Origin of the sequence: Pseudomonas sp. CFII64 (genome assembly GCF_000416235.1) — a bacterium.
GTDB lineage: Bacteria > Pseudomonadota > Gammaproteobacteria > Pseudomonadales > Pseudomonadaceae > Aquipseudomonas.
Genome location: NZ_ATLO01000039.1, coordinates 61369 through 83048, shown reverse-complemented (window position 1 = coordinate 83048; position 21680 = coordinate 61369). Strand labels below are relative to the sequence as shown.

Below are 21680 nucleotides of genomic sequence, written 5' to 3'. Positions count from 1 at the left end.
CAGGCGTTTTCAGCAAGGACGCAGGCCATGAAATTGATCGCCTTATTGACCCTTGGCTTGGTGTTGAGCGGATGCGGAAGCATCAATACGGTGTTGCGCGGCGATGAAGTCACCAGCCGCGAATTGATCGAACAAAAGTCGTACTGCGCCACAGTGCCTCGGGTCTACAGCGGGGTGTATTACGATTTCTGTCTGCTCAATGCACCTCCTGAACATGCCGGTCGCAGCGGGTACGCCATGCCGGGATTGTTGATCGACGCCGCTGTGTGCGCGGTGCTGGACACCGTCGCCCTGCCCTACACGGTTTATCGGCAAAGCCAGGACGGCAGCATCGACATCAGCCCCAGGACCTGGAAACGGGAAAGTTAAGAAGCTGACACTCATCCCCCCTCACAACAACAATCACTAGAAGTGAGCATCACTGCATGAAGAACCTCAAGTACAGCGCAATCGCCACCTTGCTGTGTGGGCTTTCCAACATGGCTATCGCCGACGAGCCGGCCGCGTCCCATCTGGACAAGGTTCTGCAGAGCGGGCAGCTGGCGGTATGCACCACCGGCGACTACAAACCGTACACGTTCCTGCGTGAAGACGGCGAGTACGAAGGTATTGATATCGAAATGGCCCGCTCGCTGGCGAAAAGCCTGGGGGCGAACATCCAATGGGTGCCGACCACCTGGAAAACCCTGATGCCGGACATGATCGCTGGCAAGTGCGACATCACTATGGGCGGTGTATCCGTAACGCTTGAGCGCCAGAAAAAAGCCTCCTTCAGCAACATGCTGGACATCGACGGCAAGATTCCGCTGACCCGCTGTGAAGACCACGCGCTGTATCAGACCATCGAGCAAATCAACCAGCCGTCGGTACGCTTGATCGAGCCTGCCGGGGGCACTAATGAAGCGTTTGTACGCGCTTACCTGCCCAAGGCGCAGTTGGCATTTCACGACAACAAGACCATCTTCCAGCAGTTGCTGGACAAAAAAGCTGACGTGATGATTACCGATGCATCGGAAGCGCTGTACCAGCAAAAACGCATGCCAGGGCTCTGCGCGATCAATCCTGCGCAGTACATGCAATATGGCGAGAAGGCGTATCTATTGCCGCGCGATGACGTGACGTGGAAAGGCTTTGTTGATCAATGGCTGCATCTGAGCAAGGCCACCGGCGCGTATCAGACCGTGGTCGGACATTGGTTGGCGGTGCCGGGGCAGTAAGTTGTGCAGGTTCGGTAGGACCGGACTCGTCCGGGAAGGCGTCGGGCCTGCGCAGGAACATCTTCAGCGCTTGCACTGGCGTCTTCGGGGACAAGTCCCCTCCTACCGGGTTGTGCAGGTTCGGTAGGACCGGACTCGTCCGGGAAGGCGTCGGGCCTGCTGACGAAAATCTTCAGCGCTTGCACTGGCGTCTTCGGGGGCAAGTCCTTTCCTACCTTCGTCCTGCCTAAACCTTGACGATCCAGCCCTGTGGCGCTTCAACGTCGCCGGACTGTACACCGGTCAGTTCCGCGTACAGCTTGCGGGTCACCGGGCCGACGTCGGTTTCGCTGTAGAACACATGCAGCTTGTCCTTGTAGGAAATCCCGCCGATTGGCGTGATGACCGCAGCGGTACCGCACGCGCCGGCTTCCTTGAAGTCGGCGATCTGGTCGATGAACACGTCACCTTCCACCACTTTCAGGCCCAGACGGCTTTGCGCCAGTTCAATCAGCGACAGGCGGGTAATGCCCGGCAGCACTGACGGCGACTTCGGCGTAACGAATACGTCGTCGTGGGTGATGGCGAAGAAGTTGGCCGAGCCGACTTCTTCGATCTTCGAATGGGTTTGCGGGTCCAGGTAGATGCAGTCGGCGAAGTGGTTTTTCTTGGCTTCGGAACCTGGCATCAGGCTGGCGGCGTAGTTGCCGCCGACTTTGGCTGCGCCAGTGCCGTTCGGGGCCGCGCGGTCGTAACCGGAGATCACGAAATTGTTTGGCTTCAGGCCGCCCTTGAAGTAGGCGCCGACCGGAATGCAGAAGATCGAGAAAATGAATTCGGGCGCGGTACGCACACCGATGTTGTCACCCACGCCGATCACGAACGGACGCAGATACAGCGCGCCACCTGAACCGTAAGGCGGGATGAAGCGTTCGTTGGCCTTGACCACTTGTTTGCACGCTTCGATGAACACATCGGTCGGCACATGGGGCATCAGCAGACGCGAGCAGCTGCGCTGCATGCGCTGGGCGTTCTGGTCAGGACGGAACAGATTGATCGAACCATCCTTGCAACGATAGGCCTTGAGGCCTTCAAAACATTGCTGGCCGTAATGCAGCGCGGTGGAGCCTTCACTGATGTGCAGGACGTTGTCTTCGGTCAGCGCGCCGTCGTCCCAGGCACCATCGCGCCAGTGAGAGAGGTAGCGCATATCAGTTTTGATGTAGTCGAAACCCAGTTTGTCCCAGTTGATACTTTCGTGACTCATAACGCCCTCTGTCATTAGCAGCTGCCTGGACGAATCAGGCCAAGCCCGTATTCTGCCAGATCATCCGCACCCTGAGGCTTCAAATCCACATAAACCTCACATGAGGTTCAACTGCGGGACAGGCAAAGGATTTCGTCGGCCGGATCGGCTTTTGACAGGCAGCGGGCGAATAGCCGGTGCAGGGGCAGATCACGCTGGCTACGCCGCATGAGCAATACCACTTCGCGATGGAAGGTCAGGCTGCCCAGCGGGATGACCCGCAGGTTGACGTCGCGCTCCAGCCAGAGCCCGGCCTGGGGAATCAGCGAAACGCCCAGGCCGTTTTCGACAAACTTGACGATAGCGTCCAGCTCATCGAGTTCCAGGGCCACGCGGACCTCGATTCGCTGCTCGCGCAGAAACCGGGTGACCTGACGGCCGCCGAAGGAAGAGCGGTCGTAACGCACGTGTGGCTGCTCAAGCAAGATGGTCAGCGGGTCGTCACCCTTGATGTCCGTTGGCACGATCAGCACAAAGGGTTCGGTCTCCAGCGCTTGAACATGCAGTTCTTTGGGCAGCTCGAACGGCGGCTTGATCAGGATCGCGACGTCCAGCTCGCCGGCGTCCACCTGGCTGAGCAGATCCAGCGACACGCCCGGCACCAGCTTGGCCTCCACTGCCGGCGCAGCACGCCGCAGCCGCAGCAGGGCCTGGGGCAGGAAACCGGTCTGCGCGCTGGCAATCGCGCCAATTTTCATTTCGCCGTGGTACTCGTCGGGGTTTTGCGGAATCGACATCTGACTGAACAGCTCGAACATTTCCCGAGCCAGAGGCAACGCGCGCATGCCGGCGGCATTGAGTATTGCCTGACGCCCGGTGCGGTCGAAGAGTCGCACCCCGAGGGCCTGCTCCAGGTTCTTGATCTGCGAGCTGACGGCCGACTGGGTCAAGCCGATGTGCATGCCGGCGGCGGCGAAGGTGCCATGCCGTGCCACGGCCATAAAGGTTTTCAGTTCACGCAACATGAGCGTCTCGATTGATCGAAATTATTTGAGCTGAGCAGCAAATATATCCGCTTTGTATAAATTTCTTTCTATCTAAAATGAACCGTTCCCATAAAAACAGGACTATCCCGTGAGCCTTACTCCCTTTCACCTGGCAATTCCGGTTTATGACCTTGCAGCCGCACGGCATTTCTACAGCACCGTTTTCGGATTTGCTGAAGGGCGCTCCAGCGACCACTGGGTGGATTACGATTTCTACGGGCACCAACTGGTGATCCACGAACACCCGAAAACCGCCTCCCAGGAATCCGCCCACACCAATGCCGTCGATGGCCATGACGTGCCCGTGCCGCATTTCGGGGTGGTATTAAGCTGGGAGGATTGGGAAGTTCTGGCAGAACGCCTGCGTTCGCAGGGCATTCAGTTCGTGATCGAACCTTATGTGCGCTTCCAGGGCCAGGTGGGCGAACAGGCGACAATGTTTCTGTTCGATCCGTGCGGCAATGCCCTGGAATTCAAGGCGTTCAAGGATATCGGCCAGTTGTTTGCGAAGTGACGTTCCTGCAGTAGCCAAGGTGTTGGCGAGGCATTGATCCGACCTTCGGCACAGTCGCCTCGCCAACAACCTCGCGACTACGGGTTCACTCGCCCGCGGATATAACTCAAAAACGCATCCATGTCCGAGCTGCTCAACATCCGCGCCACGGATTTGACCTCTTCCATTGGCCAGTCCCACCACGCTGCCTGCAACAGCAAGTCGCGTACGTCCTCATCGAAGCGCCAGCGGATGAATTTGCACGGGTTGCCGCCCACGACCGAGAACGGCGCGACATCGCGGGTCACGATGGCACCGGCGGCGACGATGGAGCCATGGCCAATGGTGACGCCCGACAGAATCATCGCATCGGCGCAGATCCAGCAATCACTGCCAATCACTACATCGCCTTTGCTGGGCGCGTAATCCTTAATGTCGTCCAGGCCACTCATCATCGCCGGGAACGGATAGGTGGTCAGCCAGTCGGTACGATGCTCGCCGCCCAGGAGAATTCGCACGCCGCCGGCAATGGACGTGTAGGAGCCCACCCGCAGGATGGTGTCATCGCCAAATTCAATAACTTCAGGGATGCCGTAAGTGCCGACCCCGACGGTATAACGCGGATATTGGAGCCTGATTTTTTCCGGCGCGCGTTCCAGCTTGTCCATACGACGCAGGCGTTTTCGGGTGTTGCGCTTTTTCAACAGGTCGAGGAGATTCATGGCAATCCGCAAACAAGAATGACGAAGTGTCTGGCAAGTGCCGCTTAACTGCTGTGGCGATGCAGCAGCAAGCGCTTGAAGCGACGGAAGGTCGTCATGTTCAGATGCCGAAAAGGGATCGAGCGCAACAGGCTCCAGGCGTGTTTTTTATCGGTGACCACCGCGTATTTGAGCGCCTTGTTGAGGATCGCGGTGCGACCACTCTGGTACGCGGGGTGCGCGGTGTAAGGCGCAATGGTCTGCAGATCGGCATCGAGCAGCACTTTGTACCTGCGCGACAGGTTATTGGGATGGCGCCGATAACGGGTCACGCTGACCGGCAGGACATCGATGCCATAACCCTGATGCGCGATCTTCAGGGTCATCTGGAAATCCTGGACCTTGATGTCCGGATTGTAGAATCCCGCCGCCTTGAGGGCGTCCATCCGATATAACGACACCGGCGCGCCGACGACGATGGCATCACTGAGTATTTCATCAAAGTTGAGGTGTTTAACTTCGTTCAACTTCTGGAACTTGGTGTTGTTGCCTTCGCTGTCCATGTAAATGATCAGCGCGCCGACACAACCAACATGGGGATGTTTGTCCAGATACTCGGCACGAATACGTACCGAGCCCGGCAACATGATGTCGTCCAGGTCTGGCGTGGAAACGTAGACGCCTTTGGCGTATTGCAACCCGTGATTGAGCGTGGCGCTGACGCCCTGATTCGCCTGCTGATAAAGCTGGAACGGATACCGCGACTGAAGTGCCTCAAGCATCGCGTAGCTGTTATCGGTCGAACCATCGTCGACAATGATGACTTCGAAATTCGCGTAATCCTGCGCGAAGATGCTGGCAATCGCCTCTTCCAGAAACTTTTCGGCGTTGTAGCAAGGGGCAACGATTGATACGAGCGGCGGCGTATCCATTGCCTGATGTGGTCCAGAGATGTTTTCGTCAGTCATAAAGTCAGTTTCGAAGCCTTTCGAGGGCGCGGTCCTACAGACCAGTTACCTATTACCTACAAACCGGATACATCATGCTGCAAACAGCCCCCGTTTGTCATGGTTTGAATCCTTTTGCGCGGCTGAAAGTGCTGTCGCGACACGGTAAGTTTTCAAGGCTCCGGCAGAATCAGGACGAACGGCCTGTTGCAGACCTGTACCTATTTCTGTACGTTAGCGTTTCGACAGAGGTATTCACATGCAGACCATTAATTACACGACAGCACGGGCTCATTTGTCAGAAACAATGGACCGGGTAAACGAAGACCGAGCGCCGCTACTGATCACTCGCCAAAAGGGCGAACCGGTGGTCATGATGTCCCTGGCAGATTTCAATGCCCTGGAAGAAACCGCCTACCTGCTGCGCTCGCCGGCCAATGCCGAGCGTCTGGTGAAGTCCTTGAACAGCCTGCGTAGCGGCAAGGCACAGGCCAGGAAGCTGATTGAAGAATGAATGTGCTGTTCACTCCGGAAGCCTGGGACGATTACCTCTGGTTTCAACAAAACGACAAGACCAGCCTCAAGCGCATCAACCTCATCATCAAAGCGATTCAGCGCGACCCCTTCGAAGGTATCGGCAAGCCTGAACCGCTCAAGCACAACCTCAGCGGTTTCTGGTCCCGCCGGATTACCCATGAGCAGCGGCTGGTCTACGCAGTCGAGGGCAGCGAGCTGCAGATCCTGCAGTGCCGCTACCATTACTGAGCGTTGAGCCGACCACAAACCTGAGCCATAAAAAAACCCCGTTGCTCAATCGAGCAACGGGGTTTCCTGTTTCAGGCAGCGTGGAATCAGAAGGCGTACGTCACCAACAACTCTTTGGTTACCTGAAAGTCCAGCGACATCATCACGCTCAAGGCGCTGATGGTGAAGATGGAAAAGACGAACAGCTTGCGTGCCCAGACAATGTCATCCACTGCCTTGTAGCCTTTCCAGGCCATGTACAGCCAGTACATGCCCATGGCTGCAGCGACTGCCATGTAGTTGAGGCCGGCGTAACCGCCAACGGTCAACATCAGGGTAGCCACCAGGAACGCCAGGATGTACATCAGGATATGACGCTTGGCGACCAGGATACCGCGCTCGACCGGCAAAACCGGGATCTTCGCGGCCAGATAGTCGTTGAAACGGAAGATCGCAATGGCATACGAATGCGGCATCTGCCACAGGCTGAACATCACCAGTAGCGTCAGCGCAGCAAAGTCGAAGCTGTTGCTCACCGCAACGTAGCCAATCACCGGGGGCATGGCCCCGGACAGACTGCCCACCAGGGTGCCGTGCACCGATTTGCGTTTCAGGTACAGGCTGTAGAAGCCGACATAAATCACAAAACCGATGACCGCGAACAGCGCTGCCAGCGGGTTGGCCTTGGTGTACAGCAGGCCAACACCGACCACACCCAGAATCGTTGCGTAGAGCAGCGCCAGTTTCAATGAAACCAGGCCCTGCACCAGCACGCGGTTCTTGGTGCGTTCCATCTTCACGTCAATGTCACGGTCGATGCAGTTGTTGAACACGCAACCGGACGCAACAACCAGCGAGGTGCCGATGACCGCGGCCAGAAAAAGGCCGAAGTCGATCTGCCCTTTGGACGCCAGAAAAAAGCCACCTGCCACCGAAAGCACGTTACCGAAAATGATCCCCGGCTTGGTGATTTGGATAAAGTGCTTAAGGGACATTCAGGTTTCCTCAGTGCGCCATCATGACGGTGTGGATGCTGAACATGATCCACAACGAGAGACCAACCAACAGGACGATGACCAGCGCCGCAAACGCGAAGGAAATCACGTTATTGCGTTGCCCAGGCGAACGGTCGAAGTGCAGGAAGTACACCAGGTGAACCATTACCTGAACGATTGCAAAGATCAGAATCGTCCAAAGTGTCGCCGTCTTGGACATGATTGGATCCATGACCAGCCAGAACGGGATCGCGGTCAGGATGACCGACAACACGAAACCGATGACGTACGACCTGACGCTGCCGTGGCTTGTTTCTTCAGCGTGGATATGTGCGTTAGCCATTACAGGACTCCCATCAGATAAACAACGGTGAAGACGCAGATCCAGACCACGTCCAGGAAGTGCCAGAACAGGCTCAGGCAGCTCAGGCGCGTGGTGTTGGTCGCCGTCAGGCCACGAGTCTGGACCTGGTACATCATGATGCCCATCCAGATCAGGCCGCTGGTCACGTGCAGGCCGTGCATGCCTACCAGGGCGAAGAAGCCCGACAGGAAGCCGCTGCGGCTAGGACCGAAGCCCTCGGAGATCAGCTTGTGAAACTCGAAGATCTCCATGCCGATGAACGCAGCACCGAACAGGAAGGTCAGGGCCAGCCAGCCCAGAACCTGCGACTTGTTACCCTTGTGCACCGCCAGCATGGCGAAGCCGTAGGTGATGGAGCTGAACAGCAGGCAAGCGGTTTCGACCAGCACGAACGGCAGTTCGAAGATATCGTGGCCCGAAGGCCCGCCAGCCACGTTGCCGGACAACACTGCGTAGGCCGCGAATACAGACGCGAACAACACACAGTCAGTCATCAGGTAGAGCCAGAAACCGTAGACGGTCATGGCTCCTGCGTCGTGGTGATCATGCCCGTGGTCGTGACCGTGGGCATCTCCTGGATTCAATACTAAGTTCGACATGTTTAAACCTGCTCCAGCGTGGAATTGACAGGAGTGTATGCGCCGTTAGCCACGAGGACCTTGTGCTGCTCACCTTCGATACGCGCTACGTCTGCGGCCGGAACCATGTAGCCCTGGTCGTCACGTGCTGCGTGGATCACGAAGGCAACGACCGTTCCTACCAGGCTGGCGATCGCCAGCCACCAGATGTGCCAGATCATGGCAAATCCGAATACCGTCAACAGCAGGCCCATCACCACGCCAGTGGCGGTGTTGTTAGGCATGTGAATGTCGGAGTAGTGAGCCGGAACGTTGTAAGCCGTGCCCGCACGCTTGTTAGCGGTGAACGCATCGATTTCGTCAGCTTTTGGCAGTTCTGCAAAGTTGTAGAACGGCGGCGGCGAAGAAGTCGACCACTCGAGCGTGTGGCCATTCCATGGGTCGCCAGTGACGTCCATGTTGTCTTTGCGATCGCGGATACTGACGTAGATCTGGATCAACTGGCAGGCGATACCGCAAGCGATCAGCATCGCGCCCCAGAAGGCGATGTGCAGATACAGGTTCCACTCAGGGTTATCGGTGCTGTTCAGACGACGGGTCATACCCAGGAAGCCCAGGAAGTACAGCGGCATGAACGCCACGAAGAAACCGGTGAACCAGAAGCCGAACGCAGCCTTGCCCCAGTTTTCGTTGAGCTTGAAGCCGAACGCTTTAGGGAACCAGAACGCGAAGCCAGCGATGTAACCGAAGACCGCACCGCCGATGATGACGTTGTGGAAGTGAGCGATGACGAACAGGCTGTTGTGCAGCACGAAGTCAGCACCTGGAATCGCCAACAGAACGCCGGTCATGCCGCCGATCGAGAAGGTGATGATGAAGCCCAGGGTCCAGAGAACCGGTGCAGTGAAGCGCAGACGGCCCTGGTAGATCGTGAACAGCCAGTTGAACAGCTTCACACCCGTCGGGATCGCAATGAGCATCGTCGCCAGCCCGAAGAAGGCGTTGACGTTGGCACCCGAACCCATGGTGAAGAAGTGGTGCAGCCAGACCATGAAGCCCAGCACGGTGATCCCGCCGCTGGCGAAGATCATCGACTTGTGACCGAACAGACGTTTACCGGAGAACGTGGAGATGACCTCGGAGAAGACCCCGAATGCCGGAAGCACCAGGATGTAAACCTCAGGGTGACCCCATGCCCAGAACAGGTTCACGTACATCATCGGGTTACCACCCAACTCGTTCGTGAAAATGTGGAAGTCCATGTAGCGGTCAAGCGTCAACAGGCCCAGCGTCGCCGTCAGGATCGGGAACGAAGCCACGATCAGAACGTTGGCGAAGGTGCAGGTCCAGGTGAAGATCGGCATTTCCATCAACTTCATGCCAGGCGTACGCATTTTCAGCACGGTAACCAGGAAGTTGACACCCGTGAGTGTCGTCCCGAGTCCCGATAGCTGTAGCGCCCAGATGTAGTAATCGACCCCCACGCCCGGGCTGTAGCCCAGTTCGGAAAGAGGTGGATAGGCAACCCAACCGGTACGTGCGAACTCGCCGACGCCCAGGGACAGGTTGACCAGGATCACGCCGGATACCAGCAGCCAGAAGCTCAGGGAGTTCAGGAACGGGAAGGCAACGTCACGGGCGCCGATCTGCAGCGGCACGACGATGTTCATCAGGCCGGTGAAGAATGGCATCGCCATGAAGATGATCATGATCACACCGTGAGCGGTGAAGATCTGGTCATAGTGCTCGGGTGGCAGGTAGCCTTCCGAGCCATTGGTGGCGACAGCCAACTGGGTACGCATCATCACGGCGTCGGCAAAGCCACGCAACAGCATGACCATGGCAACCACGATGTACATCACACCGATTTTCTTATGGTCGACCGAAGTCAGCCATTCGGTCCACAGATAGGTCCACTTCTTGAAGTACGTGATCGCCGCGAACAACGCGATGCCACCCAGCGCGATCATCGCCAGGGTGATCATGACGATCGGTTCGTGGAACGGTATCGCGTCCAGACTTAATTTACCAAACATCGTTTACTCCTCTGCCCCAGCAGCTGAATGCTTACCCATGTCCATCCCTGCCATACCGGCATGTTCTGCCTCGTGAGCGTTGCCTTCCTGCTCGTGAGGATTCGCCTTGCCCGGTTTCATGCCTTCATATTTGTCGATGACGGCCTGGAACAGGTTTGGAGTGACCTTGGAGTAGAGCTCGACGGGATTACGCTCGCTTGGCTTGAGCAAGGCTGCGTATTCGGACGTTTCAAGCTTTTTCGGTGAATTCTTGACTTCAGTGACCCAGGCGTCGAAGTCAGCCTGAGACGTCGAGATCGCCTTGAATTTCATGCCGGTGAAGCCCGCGCCGCTGTAGTTGGCGGAGATACCGTTGAATTCGTGGTTCTCGTTGGCGATCAAGTGCAGCTTGGTCAGCATGCCCGCCATGGCGTACACCTGGCCGCCCAGACCTGGAATGAAGAACGAGTTCATTACCGAGTCAGAGGTGATTTTGAAATTGACCGGTGTGTTGGCCGGGAACACGATTTTGTTGACCGTGGCGATGCCCTGTTCCGGGTAGATGAATACCCATTTCCAGTCCATCGAGATCACTTCGATCGTCACCGGCTTGACGTCGGAGTCGATAGGGCGGTACGGATCGAGAGCGTGAGTAGACACGTAGGTGATGTAGCCCAGGACGATCAACAGGGCGAGTGGAATGCCCCATACAGCGATTTCGATCTTCGTGGAGTGCGACCAGTCAGGCGTGTACGTCGCTTTCGTGTTCGATGCGCGATATTTCCAGGCGAAGATAATGGTCATGAAAATGACCGGAATCACGACAATCAACATCAGCAGCGTCGCGGTAATAATCAGGTTTCGCTCGTCAATCCCTACTTGTCCTTTCGGATCGAGCAGAGGCACACCCTCGCAACCACTGAGCAAAAGCATGCTGAAAAGGGCCAAGAAGCCAAAAAACCTGGGGTACCTTTTTTTACTCATCTCACGACCTCTAAAAGCAAAAGCAGCTTGCGCAGTGCAATTGGTTTTCGACCGCCAACACTAAAGCCTGCCGGTGCTGGCATATTTTTGGATTGAACAGGGCCCTGTCAGGACGCATGCAAGCGTAACGACAAATCCGACGTTATCTTTAGTTCTTATTTGATTGGTGGCATTGGGCCTGTTTTGCAGGCCAATTCCCTTTGGCGCGGACATTCCGAGTGCTAACAAAGGCCGCAAAAACACTCTACACAAGGTGTAAAAGGACGCTTTTGGACCCTGAAAACGGCTTATCACTCGGTGGACCGGAGCGGTAAGTGCGGCGATTGTAGATATGTAAGATTTTTATGACTATGGTTTATTTAGCAACAGTTTGTTTCCGAATACGTAACGATCACGAAACGACGACGGAATTTTCACAAGAAAAACGCCCCGTCTTTCCGGGGCGCCAAACCTTACAAGCCTTGTAAACCGTGACGCTTGCGGCGGTTACGCAGGATTCCGACTGGAACCAGCACGACAGTCAGAACGAAGGCCACCAACGCCCATTGCGCCAGAGAAAGACCGAGGACTGGCGGATAAGGGGTCGTGCAAAAGCCGTCGACCTGAAAACCCAGGGGAAAGATCAATGCCAATGGCAAACCGTCGACGATCGGTTGCAGCACATCGATGCCGCAGCTCTCGCTGGGATGGGAAAGGATGTAGACGTGACGGCCGGCAGCGAAGATTCCGCCGATTGCACTCAAGGTGACCAGCACCTCGCACACGGTGATACTGCGGCTGCCCGGCATCGCGGCGCCGATGAAGGCGAAGATGGCGATGAACAACAGCGCATAACGTTGCAGGATACACAGCGGGCATGGCGCCTCGCCCAGCACCACTTGCATGTACAACGCGCCGCCGATCAAGGCCAGGCAAATCACGCCCAGCAAGACCAGGAAGCGTTTCTCGCGTTTCAGGTACAACATGTTGTCGCTCATTCACATACCTTTTGTCAGGGTGTCCATATGGATCGTCGATCCATGCCTGGGCCCATTGAAGCCAGCCGTGGGTTCTCAACCACGAGAGTGTAAATGCACAACGGCCCGATCGCTCGGGATAATCACGGGGCGGGCCGGACAACTCAAGACCTGACCCGCTGTACGGATACATTTGGCCACCGGATGGCACCACCTCGCCTTGACCTGCGTCATGGGCAAGCAAAAATCCGCCATGCACGATCACCGCCAGCATCCGGCACAAAGCACCGCCAGAAACGCAAAAAAGCCGAATCCTTCTTATATATAGAAGGATGCGGCTTTTTGTCGCAGTGAGCCCTTCTATATATAGAAGAGTGCGGCGCTTTGTCGCAGCTTACTCAAGGGCAGAAGCCGGGCCGAAGAATTCAAAACGGCTTTGCTTCTCAGGAACCCCGGCAATTTTCAACTGGCGCTTGATCGCAGCCATGAACCCCTTGGGACCGAGGAAGTAGGCATCCAGGTCGCGATCCTCCGGCAACCATTGCTCCAGCTGCGCCTGATTCAGCAAGCCCACCGCATCGGCTGCCGGGCTGACGCCGTCATTTTCGGCGTAGCAATAGAAACGCTTGAGCTGCGGATGGCGAGCTGCCAGATCATCGACCCATTTGCGAAACGCATGGACGCCGCCATTGCGCGCGCAGTGGATGAAGTGGATCGGACGGGAAGTCTCCAGCGCGGCTTCAAGCATGGCCAGAGTTGGCGTGATCCCTACCCCGCCACTGATCAACACCAGCGGTTTGTCACTCTTGGCCAGGGTGAACTCCCCGGACGGCGTGAAGACCTGAAGGCTGTCGCCGACCTGCACCTGATCGTGCAGATAGTTCGACACCTTGCCGTGCGGCTCACGCTTGACGCTGATCCGGTACTGGCCGCCGCCAGGAACCGCCGACAGCGAGTAGTTGCGACGCATCTCGATGCCGTTGATGTGCAGTTGTAAACCCAGGTATTGGCCGGCGGCAAAATCCAGCACCGGACCTGCGTCCGCAGGCTTGAGGTAGAACGAGGTGATCTCGTTACTTTCCACGACCTTGTCCATCAGCTTGAATTCACGAGTCCCGCGCCAGCCGCCTTGAGCCTCGGCCTTTTCGTCGTAGATCACCGCTTCGGCGCCGATCAGGATGTCCGCCAGTTGCTGATAGGCGTTGGCCCAGGCATTGATCACTTCCTCGGTGGCGATTTCCTCGCCCAGCACTTCGATAATGGCGGCCAACAGGCAGCTGCCGACAATCGGGTAGTGCTCGGGAAGAATTTGCAGCGCGACGTGTTTGTTGATGATCTTGGCGAGCAGATCACCCAGTTGCTCCAGCTCATCGATATGCCGGGCGTACATCAGCAAACCGTTGGCCAGGGCTTTGGGCTGAGCACCGCTCGCCTGGTGGGCCGGATTGAACAAGGGCTGCACTTGCGGGTATTCCGAAAGCATTTTTTTATAGAAATGAGTGGTCAGTGCTTCGCCACCGCTTTCGAGCAGTGGCACAGTGGATTTGACGATGGCACGATCTGAGGCATTCAACATGAGGTACTCCTGGCACGCGGGACTTTACAAGATCTACCCTGCATGTATCAGTAATCGTGCCAGTATTTTTATTCAATATAATCAACCACCTAAAGACACAAGGTCAAAATGACAACAGACGAAAACGGGTCGTTTTGACAGCGAGAAGTCTTTTTGACTCGCCTGTCGGTAGCAGAATTTTGCACATCGGTTACACAAAAAACCTCAAGCACGCGACGCGCAGGTCGATAACCCTCCAAAGAAAGCTGTCTGCTGCTCGTTGCAGCGAGACACCTAAGGCCAGAAGGTTTATATGTCCTCCAAGAACGTCCGCGCAGATTCCCTCTCGCTGCTGCTGTTCACATTGCGCAGCGGCAAGCTGATGGCGATCAATCTACTCAAGGTCAGCGAAATCATCCCCTGCCCTGCCCTGACCCGGCTGCCCGAATCCCATCCCCACGTCAAAGGCGTCGCCACCTTGCGCGGTGCGGCGTTGTCGGTGATCGACCTCAGTCGCGCCATTGGCGAGCGTCCACTGGTGGACCCGGACGGTGGCTGCCTGATCGTCACCGACGTCAGCCGCTCCAAACAGGGTCTGCATGTGCAAGCCGTGAGCAAGATTGTTCATTGCCTGACCACCGACATTCGCCCGCCGCCCTACGGCGCAGGCAGCAAGTCATTCATTACCGGGGTCACCCAGGTCGATGGCGTGCTGGTGCAGGTGCTGGATATCGAGAAGGTCATCCATGCCATCGCACCTGCGCAAATCGTCGTCGAGCCTAACGCTCTGACGGCGGAAGAAGTCGAACTGCTGGCCGCCGCGCGAATTCTGGTGGTCGATGACAGTCAGGTGGCCTTGCAGCAATCGCTGATTACCCTGCGCAACCTCGGCCTCGATTGCCACACGGCCCGCAGCGCCAAGGAAGCCATCGACGTGTTGCTGGAGCTGCAAGGCTCACCGGCGCAGATCAACGTGGTGGTTTCGGATATCGAAATGTCCGAAATGGATGGTTATGCATTCACGCGCACCTTGCGCGAGACCCCGGACTTCAACGATCTTTATGTCCTGCTGCATACATCGCTGGACAGCGCGATGAACAGCGAAAAAGCCCAGGCGGCAGGTGCCAATGCCGTACTGACCAAGTTCTCGTCCCCTGAGTTGACCAAATGTTTAATCACGGCGGCACGTGCGGTGCAAGCCAGCCATCACTGATCTGGCAAAACCAGCCAACCCGACCTGCTGCCGATCCCCTCGGCAGCTCGGACCGGCATTGCTGGCTGATGCGTCGGGATCTGCAGGGCGTCCACCCGATCAACGCCGCTGCCGGTCAACCGATTCGGCAGGGATTTGCGCCCGAAGACGCGATGCAGATTCATCAGTTGCTGATCCTGGGCTATCAAAACGGCGGCGGCAGCGTGACGGATTTTCCAACCTGGCTGCGCAGCTTGCACGCTGATCCTGAATTCGACCCGGCCCTGTGTTTCAGCGCCTGGGACGAATCAGACCTGGTGGGCGTCATGCACTGCTGGACCAGCGCGTTCATCAAGGATCTGGTCGTTCATCCTCGCGCCCGGCGTCAGGGCACCGCACTTGCACTGCTCACGCATGGCTTCCACGCGTTCGGCTTGCGCGGCGAAGGCTGGGTGGACCTCAAGGTCATGGAAAACAACTTCGATGCCCGGCGGCTGTATGAAAAAGCCGGGATGCGCTACGTGCAGCGCTCGGCAATGACCGAGCTCGATCTGGCCTGATCTGGCATAATCGCCACCCCATCAAGCCCAATGGAAATGGACATGAAATCAGCCTCCGCGTTACTGCTTGCCCTGATCGCCATCGCCGGTCAGGCCCAGGCTTCAAGCACCGATGCCTGGAAAGCGCTGGACAAGGCAGTGGTCGACAGCTGCATCAAGGCCAGCCAGCTCAAAAGCGTCAAACCCTCCGGTAAAGCGGGCTTCGACGACAGCGTCGGCTACGAAGCGCTGATGCTCGAAGGCCGTTATCCGCAACCACACATGAAAAATCAGCCTGGCGCCGAGCTGTGCCTGTACAACCGCCACAGCAAAAAGGCGACAGTGACCGAGTGGAACGCGCTCAAGCCAACGCCGAAGCAGTAAATGCCCGCAATGACCCATCAGCGAGATTCCGTGTCGCTCAAAAGTCTTTCCCGGACAAGTCCGGTCCTACCTGACCTGTGCAAAACCGGTAGGAGGGGACTTGTCCCCGAATGGCCATCTCGGTGCGCTGGCGCATAACTTGCTTCGACTTCTGACTTTGCCGTGTGCGCAGCCAGTTCTTGCCGCACTGTTCCGCGCCTGTCATGACGGATCGCTTGCCCATGAACACCCAGTTTTCCTGCGTCGGTTGTGGCAGTTGCTGCACCGATCACCACGTTCCCCTGACACTCACCGAAGCCATGCACTGGGCGGCCGACGGCGGCACAGTGATCGTTCTGACCGAGGCGTTTCTGGCCGATGGTTATGGCGTTGATCACACCCAGCTGAACCACGCTTTGCGCCGCTCGACAGTGGTTGCCAGCGGTACAGCCGAGGTCCATGTGGCCATCACCTTCGCCGCTTACAACGTCGGCCCTTGTCGGAATCTTGACGCGGAAAATCTCTGCCGCATCTACGAGCGTCGGCCGCTGGTGTGCCGTATCTATCCGATGGAAATCAATCCGCATATCCCCCTGCGACCAGAATCCAAGGGCTGTCCGCCGCAATCCTGGGAACAAGGTCCGGACCTGATCGTCGGCGGCCAACTGGTCGATACGCAACTGATGGGGCTGATCGAACAGTCGCGCCAGGCCGACCGGGATGACATCGCCGCCAAGCAAGCCATCTGTCAGCAACTGGGGATCCGCACCACGGCGCTCAAGGGCAATGGCTTCGTGGCGTATTTGCCGGACATGAGCGCTTTTGCCGGAGCGGTGGTGCACGTGCTTGAAGGCGGTGATCGTCCCGCCGAGCACGAGGGCTGGAGCTTTCACGTCGCGGGGCAAGCGGTGATCGACAGGCTACAAGTGGCGGGCGCCAATGTGCTGAGCAGCGAGCCGCAGGGGTATCTGTTCATTCCGTTGCAGGCCTGACACAGTCCGTTGGAGCGAGGCTTGCTCGCGAAGGGTTTTCAGACGCCACGGATGTGTTGCCAGTGCCGACGCCCTCCCGGATGAATCCGGTCCTACGGGCATCAAGGCGTTCCGTTGGAGGCTTGCCCGCGAATCAGGCGCCGCGGTGAGTCAGATCGTTCTTCGCGAGCAAGCTCGCTCCCACACAGCCTGCACGGAATCGCGACTGGCTCAGCGCTTACCCATCGTCTTGCGCGTGCCGTGTGGCGCGACGCCCGGGGTTTTGTGGTGGCCGGATTTGTTCGATTGCTGATACCAGGGTTGATCGTTCTTGTTCTGCGCGAAATCGGCAGGCTTGAACGGGAAGCTGAACGCTGGAATCGCGGTTTGCTTGTCTGTGGCCGCATCATCGACGACGGTTTCAGGAGCAGGTGTTTGGTCAGCAGAAGTCATGGAAGGCTCCAGAAAATGGAATGGGGTCGTCGAACGGCCGCGCAGCATACCTCAATCCCTCGCAACCCGCCTGCACCGCCCTTCACCTCCCATCGGCTAACGCTATTTGTAAAACAGATCCACCATGACCTCGGCCTCGAATGGCCCGGCCTTGGGTCGCGTCGTCTGCCAGACCAACTCGGCATTGAAGTCCGCACTCGCGGATGAAACATCGTCGAGCATGTCCGCCAGATGAAATGGCTCGTTGTACCGCAGGATCGCGTCGTCGCGGCCATTGACGATACGGATGCCCACCGATCTGTTGGCTGCCGGAATCAGGAAATCCCCCGCCAGCGTCCCCGTGACGGGTTTGAAACGCGCACCGAGGCTGAACGGCGAATCGCAGGTTCTGCGCGTGACCAGGGAAAACGGTCGGCGATCGATGACTTTCCCCACGGCCACCTGCTGAATCCCGATGGGGCCGAATTCGACAGTCTCGGGCACGATCTGCAACTCGGCATCGCAGGCCACAAAACGTAAGCCGTTCAGGTTATTGATCAGGTAACTGAGGTTCTGCCCAGGCAACGGATTGGGGCCGCTGCCACCGTCAAGCTGGAACAGCCGATAATCCAGCAGGTCACTGGCGACGCCGGAGGGCGGAGTGGGTCCGAATTTCTGGATGAACATCGAGAAGCCAAGATTGAACGTCACTTTTGGGCAGGCCGCGATATTGGACGGGCTCTCGTGACACACCGGCAGGAACTGACCGGTCGCGATCCGCCCGCCGCTTTGCAGGTGATCGATGCCCGCCAACGCCAGGCCGGAGCGAATACCCTGGCCGATCTGCTGGTTATCCGGATTGAGGTAGACGAAGATTTCTTCCCGCACTTGCGGCATGGCGTCCTTGGCGCATTCGACCTGAATGTCGTGTCGCGGCGAACGCCAGACGATGTCGCCATCGGGCAGCGTGGCGGGGATCGCCACGCTGCTGTCCAGATCATCGCGAATCAGCGTCTGACCCGAGCCCTGGGTTTTGCAGATCAGCGCGAAACAGCTGGCCGGGCTCAACAACAGAGCCACGAACAGCAGCTGGCACCAGCGCGGGTGATGGGGACGATTCATGCTCAGCATTCCTTTTGCTGTGGAAAAACGGGGTCGTGCAAGCGAGCGCTGACAGGCTCGCGGCCGTCGATTGGGGCGCAATAGGCGCGGGCTGCGCCGTAGTCCGTGAGTGCGCTGAACGACAGGCGTTGTGGTCCCGCATTTGACGCCGGCAAGGCAAACTCATGGTTCGCCCCCGGCGCCAGCAACAGGTAATCACTGAGTTCAACGCCGCCCACCTGCACGTTTTGCAGCGCGACGTGAAACGCCGTGGGATTGCTGATCCGCAACGGTCCGTTTGCAGGCAACGTCCAGCGCAACAGGCTCGGGGTTTCAGCGGGATCGCCGGGCAACCCCGCAGGCCGATAAAACACATTGATGCGTTGGCGGATGGCGATGCTCAGCTGATTTTGCCCCTCGACGCGGCGGGGAATTTCCAGCACATACAGGTGCAGCAGCGATTCCTTGTCCTGGGCAATGCCGCTGCCTTGATACATCAGGCGCAAGACCTGTTTGCCCTGCCCGTCCAGTTGCGACAGAGGCGGCGTCAACACAAACGGCAACTCGCCGCCGACCTTGCCGGGATCGCCATCATCGTCGCGGGCATCGGTCAGCCAGGCTTGAATCAATACCGGTTGGTCGCTGCGGTTGGTCAGCGCAATGCTGGCTTCAGCAAAGCGCCCATCGAAAATCAAGCGCGTGCCCGTCAGGGAAACCGCGCCAAAGGCTTTCAGGCCCGGCACCGAGATCAGCAGCGTCAAGAGCAGATAAACCACGACGATCCACACCACCGGCCGCTTCATTGGCAGATCACCTGGACGCGCTCGTAGGCGTGTTTCGGGTCTTTTTCAGGCAGGGCAAACGGCGCCCGACACTGGTTGCCGGCCCATTTCACCTGCAGCTCGCCACGGTCCTGATCACTGAGTACCAAAGCGCGCCCGGTTGGATCAACCACCGCCAACGCCTTGCCATCGGCATTTTCCACACTGGCGCCCAGCGGCACTTTGCTGCCATCGGCGCGGACCAGTTCGAATTGCACCCGACGCCCCACCGACGCCTTGAAGCGCACCACCGGTATCGCGCCACGACGCGGCACAATCTGGCTGACGGCGTTATCCAGATCGACATCCGCGCCCAGCTGCCGCGTATCGAGGCTGACCCAATTGCTGCGATACGGCTGCGCGTAAGGCAGCACTGCGTAACCGTTCGCGGCGGTCTCCACGTTGTTGAAGCTGGTAAGTCTCGCGCCACTGACGTCAGGGACTTCGATAAGGGCAAACGTCTCGCCCAGCGACTGGCCAAAATTGACCCCGCCCGCATGGGCCACCAAGGATCCGGCAGCGCTCAGGCTGAACGCGTCGTAATCCCGGCCCTGGCTGTAACCGGCCTCGAAACGACCGAAGGGTGCGGTGGTGCTGACTTTGCCGGAGCCAAAGCTGCCGGAGCGATTGTCCTGACCGACCTGCACCGAATAAAACGTACTGCGCTGATCCAGCACCTGACCGTTGAGTCCAGCCTGCGCGTTGTAATCCCCCGAACTGTCACGCACGCCATTGAACGAAAGCCGCGACGAACCGGGGCTGGAACCCAGTGGCAGGGTCACGCTCAGGCCAATCCGCTGATCGCTGTCGCCCGCCAGCGCACTGCCCACCTCGCGGTTGCTTTCCAGCGAAAGGTTGTAGCTGAGGCTGCGCCACGTAGCGTTCCACGCCAGATAAAACTGGCGGGTCTTGCCGGGCAGGTTCCAGTAACGCTGCTCCGAGGCCGTCAGACTCAGGCTGCCGGAAGGATCGACAAACGCCTGAGTGACCGTCAGCTCGAAGCGGTCCTTGGCGCGACCTGTCGCAAGCCGCCGGACAACGTTGCCAAGCTCGTCGACGTGCTCATTGAGCGTCCGGTATTTTTCAGTGGAATAGCGATAACCGGCTATCGCCAGCGTGGTGTTGGTGACGTCCAGCGTGTTGGCGTAACGCAGGCGCAGGCTTTGCCCGACACGACTCGCCTTGCGCACTTCACTGATCGATTGCGTGACATCGGCAGACAGCGCGCCCAACCCGGTATTGACCCCCACGCCGAGGTTACTGGCCTGATAATCTTCGGCCACTTGCAAGCCACCAAAGCCGGTGATCCGCTCCGACAACCCGTAGATCAAGGCGGCGCTGGCAAAGGTCGGCGACTCGGGATTATTGCCGTTGTCGTCCAGTTGTCCGGCAGCCAGGCTGAAACGCAACGCGCCTGGCGGCACCATGATCGGCAGCGCCGCGTACGCCTGGGTAAACGAGCGCCGACGGCCGTCGGCCTCGATGATCGTGACTTGCAGATCGCCATTGGAACCGCTGGGATAGATGTCGGTGATTTCAAAGGGGCCGGGTGAAACATTGCCGCTGTACAGCAGGAAGTCGTTCTGCCGGACTTCCACGGCGGCGTTGGTCTCGGCGACGCCGCGAATCACCGGGGCAAAGATGCGCTCGCTGTCGGGCAGCATGCCGTCGTCGGAACTGAGCGCGGCGCCCTTGAAACGCACGCTGTCGAAGACCTGGGAATCGGTGAACGTCTCGCCCAGAGTCAACTGGCTCTTGAGTGCGCTGATATCGCGTTGCACAAAGGTGCGATTGCTGCGAAAGCGATAGGGTTGGTCGCTGCCGTACGTCAGGGACGATTCGTTACGCAAACGCCATGCGCCCAGATTCATGCCGTTGCGCAGGCCCAGGTAATAGCTGTCGGCATCGCGCTGACGATTGCGGCGTCGGCTGGTACTGAAGCTGTAATTGACGAAGCCCACCGACTCGCCCTCGTCCCACAGATCAGGCGAGACAAAGCCTCTGGAACTGCGGGTCATCAAGGCTTGCGGCACGCTGATGTCCAGGCGCAGGGCATTGGGCTGGTAATCGACACGGGCGAACTCGACCTGGGCCAGATCGACACAGCTTTGTCGCAGCGCTGGCAGCCGCTCTACATCGAGCCCGAAGGACTGCAACATCGGCAGCGTCAGACACGGTTCGACACGGCCGGAAACCGTGTTCTTGCTGAAGCTGATGTCGCGCCGCCCGCTCAATGCCCGATTGACGTAAATGTCCACCCGATAGGTGCCGGGCAATACGCTGTTGGCCCGCAGAAACTCGGTGAGTTCCGGGGGCCGGTCGCTGCCCTGGATGAACGCGGTATTGAATTTCACGGTCGACGCATCGCCGTTGTCGGCTGCCGAAGACAACGGCGCAAACAACATCAGGCTCACCAGCCCGCCCGCCATGAAGGGTCGCGG

At 58.2% G+C, this 21680-nt stretch carries 24 protein-coding genes; 9 read left to right on the top strand and 15 right to left on the bottom strand.

Features of this window, described 5'->3' with window-relative positions:
- Nucleotides 1-27 precede the first annotated feature (27 nt).
- Nucleotides 28-369 carry a YceK/YidQ family lipoprotein gene (locus tag CFII64_RS17570; protein ID WP_020292162.1) on the top strand — a complete coding sequence of 114 codons (342 nt, stop codon included), beginning with the start codon at nt 28-30 and terminating at the stop codon, nt 367-369.
- 56 nt (nt 370-425) lie between these two features.
- On the top strand, nt 426-1217 hold the full coding sequence (locus tag CFII64_RS17565; RefSeq protein WP_020292161.1) for a transporter substrate-binding domain-containing protein: 792 nt from the start codon (nt 426-428) through the stop codon (nt 1215-1217).
- A gap of 226 nt (nt 1218-1443) precedes the next feature.
- Here CFII64_RS17565 and CFII64_RS17560 read toward each other — a convergent pair whose 3' ends face one another.
- Together CFII64_RS17560 and CFII64_RS17555 are read right to left on the bottom strand one after the other, a co-directional pair.
- A complete protein-coding gene (locus CFII64_RS17560) occupies nt 1444-2463 on the bottom strand; it encodes a branched-chain amino acid aminotransferase (RefSeq protein WP_020292160.1) in 1020 nt (339 codons plus the stop codon).
- A 107-nt stretch (nt 2464-2570) separates the two neighbouring features.
- Nucleotides 2571-3467 (bottom strand): LysR family transcriptional regulator, encoded by an 897-nt coding sequence (locus tag CFII64_RS17555; RefSeq protein ID WP_020292159.1) that lies wholly within the window; start codon nt 3465-3467, stop codon nt 2571-2573.
- 109 nt (nt 3468-3576) lie between these two features.
- Between CFII64_RS17555 and CFII64_RS17550 the strand changes: the two genes are divergently transcribed.
- Complete coding sequence (locus CFII64_RS17550; RefSeq protein WP_020292158.1) at nt 3577-4002, top strand: VOC family protein; 426 nt, start codon at nt 3577-3579, stop codon at nt 4000-4002.
- A 77-nt stretch (nt 4003-4079) separates the two neighbouring features.
- Here the strand turns inward: CFII64_RS17550 and CFII64_RS17545 are convergent, their stop codons facing one another.
- Both CFII64_RS17545 and CFII64_RS17540 read right to left on the bottom strand, forming a co-directional pair.
- Nucleotides 4080-4703: a CatB-related O-acetyltransferase gene (locus tag CFII64_RS17545; protein WP_020292157.1), complete on the bottom strand. Its 624-nt coding sequence runs from the start codon at nt 4701-4703 to the stop codon at nt 4080-4082.
- A gap of 44 nt (nt 4704-4747) precedes the next feature.
- Nucleotides 4748-5614, bottom strand: a complete 867-nt coding sequence (locus tag CFII64_RS17540; RefSeq protein ID WP_020292156.1) for a glycosyltransferase family 2 protein — start codon at nt 5612-5614, stop codon at nt 4748-4750.
- A gap of 274 nt (nt 5615-5888) precedes the next feature.
- On the opposite strand from CFII64_RS17540, the gene CFII64_RS17535 reads away from it, so the two are divergent.
- Together CFII64_RS17535 and CFII64_RS17530 are read left to right on the top strand one after the other, a co-directional pair.
- Entirely contained in the window at nt 5889-6143 is a 255-nt protein-coding gene (locus tag CFII64_RS17535) for a type II toxin-antitoxin system prevent-host-death family antitoxin (protein WP_020292155.1), read from the top strand.
- Nucleotides 6140-6394, top strand: a complete 255-nt coding sequence (locus CFII64_RS17530) for a Txe/YoeB family addiction module toxin (RefSeq protein ID WP_020292154.1) — start codon at nt 6140-6142, stop codon at nt 6392-6394. The genes CFII64_RS17535 and CFII64_RS17530 overlap by 4 nt, the downstream gene beginning before the upstream one ends.
- A gap of 86 nt (nt 6395-6480) precedes the next feature.
- Here the strand turns inward: CFII64_RS17530 and cyoE are convergent, their stop codons facing one another.
- The 7 genes from cyoE to hmpA all read right to left on the bottom strand — a co-directional run bounded on the left by cyoE (nt 6481) and on the right by hmpA (nt 13841).
- Nucleotides 6481-7368, bottom strand: a complete 888-nt coding sequence (cyoE, locus tag CFII64_RS17525; protein ID WP_020292153.1) for a heme o synthase — start codon at nt 7366-7368, stop codon at nt 6481-6483.
- A gap of 10 nt (nt 7369-7378) precedes the next feature.
- Nucleotides 7379-7711 (bottom strand): cytochrome o ubiquinol oxidase subunit IV, encoded by a 333-nt coding sequence (gene cyoD / locus CFII64_RS17520; RefSeq protein ID WP_020292152.1) that lies wholly within the window; start codon nt 7709-7711, stop codon nt 7379-7381.
- On the bottom strand, nt 7711-8331 hold the full coding sequence (locus tag CFII64_RS17515; RefSeq protein WP_044901468.1) for a cytochrome o ubiquinol oxidase subunit III: 621 nt from the start codon (nt 8329-8331) through the stop codon (nt 7711-7713). The genes cyoD and CFII64_RS17515 overlap by 1 nt, the downstream gene beginning before the upstream one ends.
- 2 nt (nt 8332-8333) lie before the next feature.
- On the bottom strand, nt 8334-10346 hold the full coding sequence (gene cyoB / locus CFII64_RS17510; RefSeq protein ID WP_020292150.1) for a cytochrome o ubiquinol oxidase subunit I: 2013 nt from the start codon (nt 10344-10346) through the stop codon (nt 8334-8336).
- A gap of 3 nt (nt 10347-10349) precedes the next feature.
- Nucleotides 10350-11309 (bottom strand): ubiquinol oxidase subunit II, encoded by a 960-nt coding sequence (gene cyoA, locus CFII64_RS17505; RefSeq protein WP_020292149.1) that lies wholly within the window; start codon nt 11307-11309, stop codon nt 10350-10352.
- Nucleotides 11310-11761: 452 nt separating this feature from the next.
- A complete protein-coding gene (locus CFII64_RS17500; RefSeq protein ID WP_020292148.1) occupies nt 11762-12286 on the bottom strand; it encodes a disulfide bond formation protein B in 525 nt (174 codons plus the stop codon).
- A 373-nt stretch (nt 12287-12659) separates the two neighbouring features.
- Entirely contained in the window at nt 12660-13841 is a 1182-nt protein-coding gene (gene hmpA / locus CFII64_RS17495; protein ID WP_020292147.1) for an NO-inducible flavohemoprotein, read from the bottom strand.
- Between the two features lie 292 nt (nt 13842-14133).
- Between hmpA and CFII64_RS17490 the strand changes: the two genes are divergently transcribed.
- The 4 genes from CFII64_RS17490 to CFII64_RS17470 all read left to right on the top strand — a co-directional run bounded on the left by CFII64_RS17490 (nt 14134) and on the right by CFII64_RS17470 (nt 16906).
- Complete coding sequence (locus CFII64_RS17490) at nt 14134-15033, top strand: chemotaxis protein (protein WP_020292146.1); 900 nt, start codon at nt 14134-14136, stop codon at nt 15031-15033.
- Nucleotides 14988-15572, top strand: coding sequence for an N-acetyltransferase (locus tag CFII64_RS17485; protein WP_020292145.1), 585 nt, complete (start codon nt 14988-14990; stop codon nt 15570-15572). The genes CFII64_RS17490 and CFII64_RS17485 overlap by 46 nt, the downstream gene beginning before the upstream one ends.
- 42 nt (nt 15573-15614) lie before the next feature.
- On the top strand, nt 15615-15935 hold the full coding sequence (locus tag CFII64_RS17480) for a hypothetical protein (protein ID WP_020292144.1): 321 nt from the start codon (nt 15615-15617) through the stop codon (nt 15933-15935).
- 221 nt (nt 15936-16156) lie between these two features.
- Nucleotides 16157-16906: a YkgJ family cysteine cluster protein gene (locus tag CFII64_RS17470; RefSeq protein ID WP_020292142.1), complete on the top strand. Its 750-nt coding sequence runs from the start codon at nt 16157-16159 to the stop codon at nt 16904-16906.
- Between the two features lie 210 nt (nt 16907-17116).
- On the opposite strand, the gene CFII64_RS17465 is transcribed toward CFII64_RS17470, so the two are convergent.
- From CFII64_RS17465 to CFII64_RS17450, 4 genes are all read right to left on the bottom strand, one after another.
- A complete protein-coding gene (locus CFII64_RS17465) occupies nt 17117-17338 on the bottom strand; it encodes a hypothetical protein (RefSeq protein WP_044901480.1) in 222 nt (73 codons plus the stop codon).
- A 102-nt stretch (nt 17339-17440) separates the two neighbouring features.
- Complete coding sequence (locus tag CFII64_RS17460; protein WP_020292140.1) at nt 17441-18439, bottom strand: fimbrial protein; 999 nt, start codon at nt 18437-18439, stop codon at nt 17441-17443.
- A 2-nt stretch (nt 18440-18441) separates the two neighbouring features.
- A complete protein-coding gene (locus CFII64_RS17455) occupies nt 18442-19221 on the bottom strand; it encodes a molecular chaperone (protein WP_020292139.1) in 780 nt (259 codons plus the stop codon).
- Complete coding sequence (locus CFII64_RS17450; RefSeq protein WP_044901479.1) at nt 19218-21668, bottom strand: fimbria/pilus outer membrane usher protein; 2451 nt, start codon at nt 21666-21668, stop codon at nt 19218-19220. Before CFII64_RS17450 ends, CFII64_RS17455 begins: the two co-directional genes overlap by 4 nt.
- Nucleotides 21669-21680 lie beyond the last annotated feature (12 nt).

Bases quoted from the DNA above. Each gene is read 5' to 3' on its own strand.
- CFII64_RS17570 (WP_020292162.1), top strand. From the start codon at position 28: ATGAAATTGATCGCCTTATTGACCCTTGGCTTGGTGTTGAGCGGATGC.
- CFII64_RS17565 (WP_020292161.1), top strand. From the start codon at position 426: ATGAAGAACCTCAAGTACAGCGCAATCGCCACCTTGCTGTGTGGGCTT.
- CFII64_RS17560 (WP_020292160.1), bottom strand. From the start codon at position 2,463: ATGAGTCACGAAAGTATCAACTGGGACAAACTGGGTTTCGACTACATC.
- CFII64_RS17555 (WP_020292159.1), bottom strand. From the start codon at position 3,467: ATGTTGCGTGAACTGAAAACCTTTATGGCCGTGGCACGGCATGGCACC.
- CFII64_RS17545 (WP_020292157.1), bottom strand. From the start codon at position 4,703: ATGAATCTCCTCGACCTGTTGAAAAAGCGCAACACCCGAAAACGCCTG.
- CFII64_RS17540 (WP_020292156.1), bottom strand. From the start codon at position 5,614: ATGGATACGCCGCCGCTCGTATCAATCGTTGCCCCTTGCTACAACGCC.
- CFII64_RS17535 (WP_020292155.1), top strand. From the start codon at position 5,889: ATGCAGACCATTAATTACACGACAGCACGGGCTCATTTGTCAGAAACA.
- CFII64_RS17530 (WP_020292154.1), top strand. From the start codon at position 6,140: ATGAATGTGCTGTTCACTCCGGAAGCCTGGGACGATTACCTCTGGTTT.
- cyoE (WP_020292153.1), bottom strand. From the start codon at position 7,368: ATGTCCCTTAAGCACTTTATCCAAATCACCAAGCCGGGGATCATTTTC.
- cyoD (WP_020292152.1), bottom strand. From the start codon at position 7,711: ATGGCTAACGCACATATCCACGCTGAAGAAACAAGCCACGGCAGCGTC.
- CFII64_RS17515 (WP_044901468.1), bottom strand. From the start codon at position 8,331: ATGTCGAACTTAGTATTGAATCCAGGAGATGCCCACGGTCACGACCAC.
- cyoB (WP_020292150.1), bottom strand. From the start codon at position 10,346: ATGTTTGGTAAATTAAGTCTGGACGCGATACCGTTCCACGAACCGATC.
- cyoA (WP_020292149.1), bottom strand. From the start codon at position 11,309: ATGAGTAAAAAAAGGTACCCCAGGTTTTTTGGCTTCTTGGCCCTTTTC.
- CFII64_RS17500 (WP_020292148.1), bottom strand. From the start codon at position 12,286: ATGAGCGACAACATGTTGTACCTGAAACGCGAGAAACGCTTCCTGGTC.
- hmpA (WP_020292147.1), bottom strand. From the start codon at position 13,841: ATGTTGAATGCCTCAGATCGTGCCATCGTCAAATCCACTGTGCCACTG.
- CFII64_RS17490 (WP_020292146.1), top strand. From the start codon at position 14,134: ATGTCCTCCAAGAACGTCCGCGCAGATTCCCTCTCGCTGCTGCTGTTC.
- CFII64_RS17485 (WP_020292145.1), top strand. From the start codon at position 14,988: ATGTTTAATCACGGCGGCACGTGCGGTGCAAGCCAGCCATCACTGATC.
- CFII64_RS17480 (WP_020292144.1), top strand. From the start codon at position 15,615: ATGAAATCAGCCTCCGCGTTACTGCTTGCCCTGATCGCCATCGCCGGT.
- CFII64_RS17470 (WP_020292142.1), top strand. From the start codon at position 16,157: ATGAACACCCAGTTTTCCTGCGTCGGTTGTGGCAGTTGCTGCACCGAT.
- CFII64_RS17465 (WP_044901480.1), bottom strand. From the start codon at position 17,338: ATGACTTCTGCTGACCAAACACCTGCTCCTGAAACCGTCGTCGATGAT.
- CFII64_RS17460 (WP_020292140.1), bottom strand. From the start codon at position 18,439: ATGAATCGTCCCCATCACCCGCGCTGGTGCCAGCTGCTGTTCGTGGCT.
- CFII64_RS17455 (WP_020292139.1), bottom strand. From the start codon at position 19,221: ATGAAGCGGCCGGTGGTGTGGATCGTCGTGGTTTATCTGCTCTTGACG.
- CFII64_RS17450 (WP_044901479.1), bottom strand. From the start codon at position 21,668: ATGGCGGGCGGGCTGGTGAGCCTGATGTTGTTTGCGCCGTTGTCTTCG.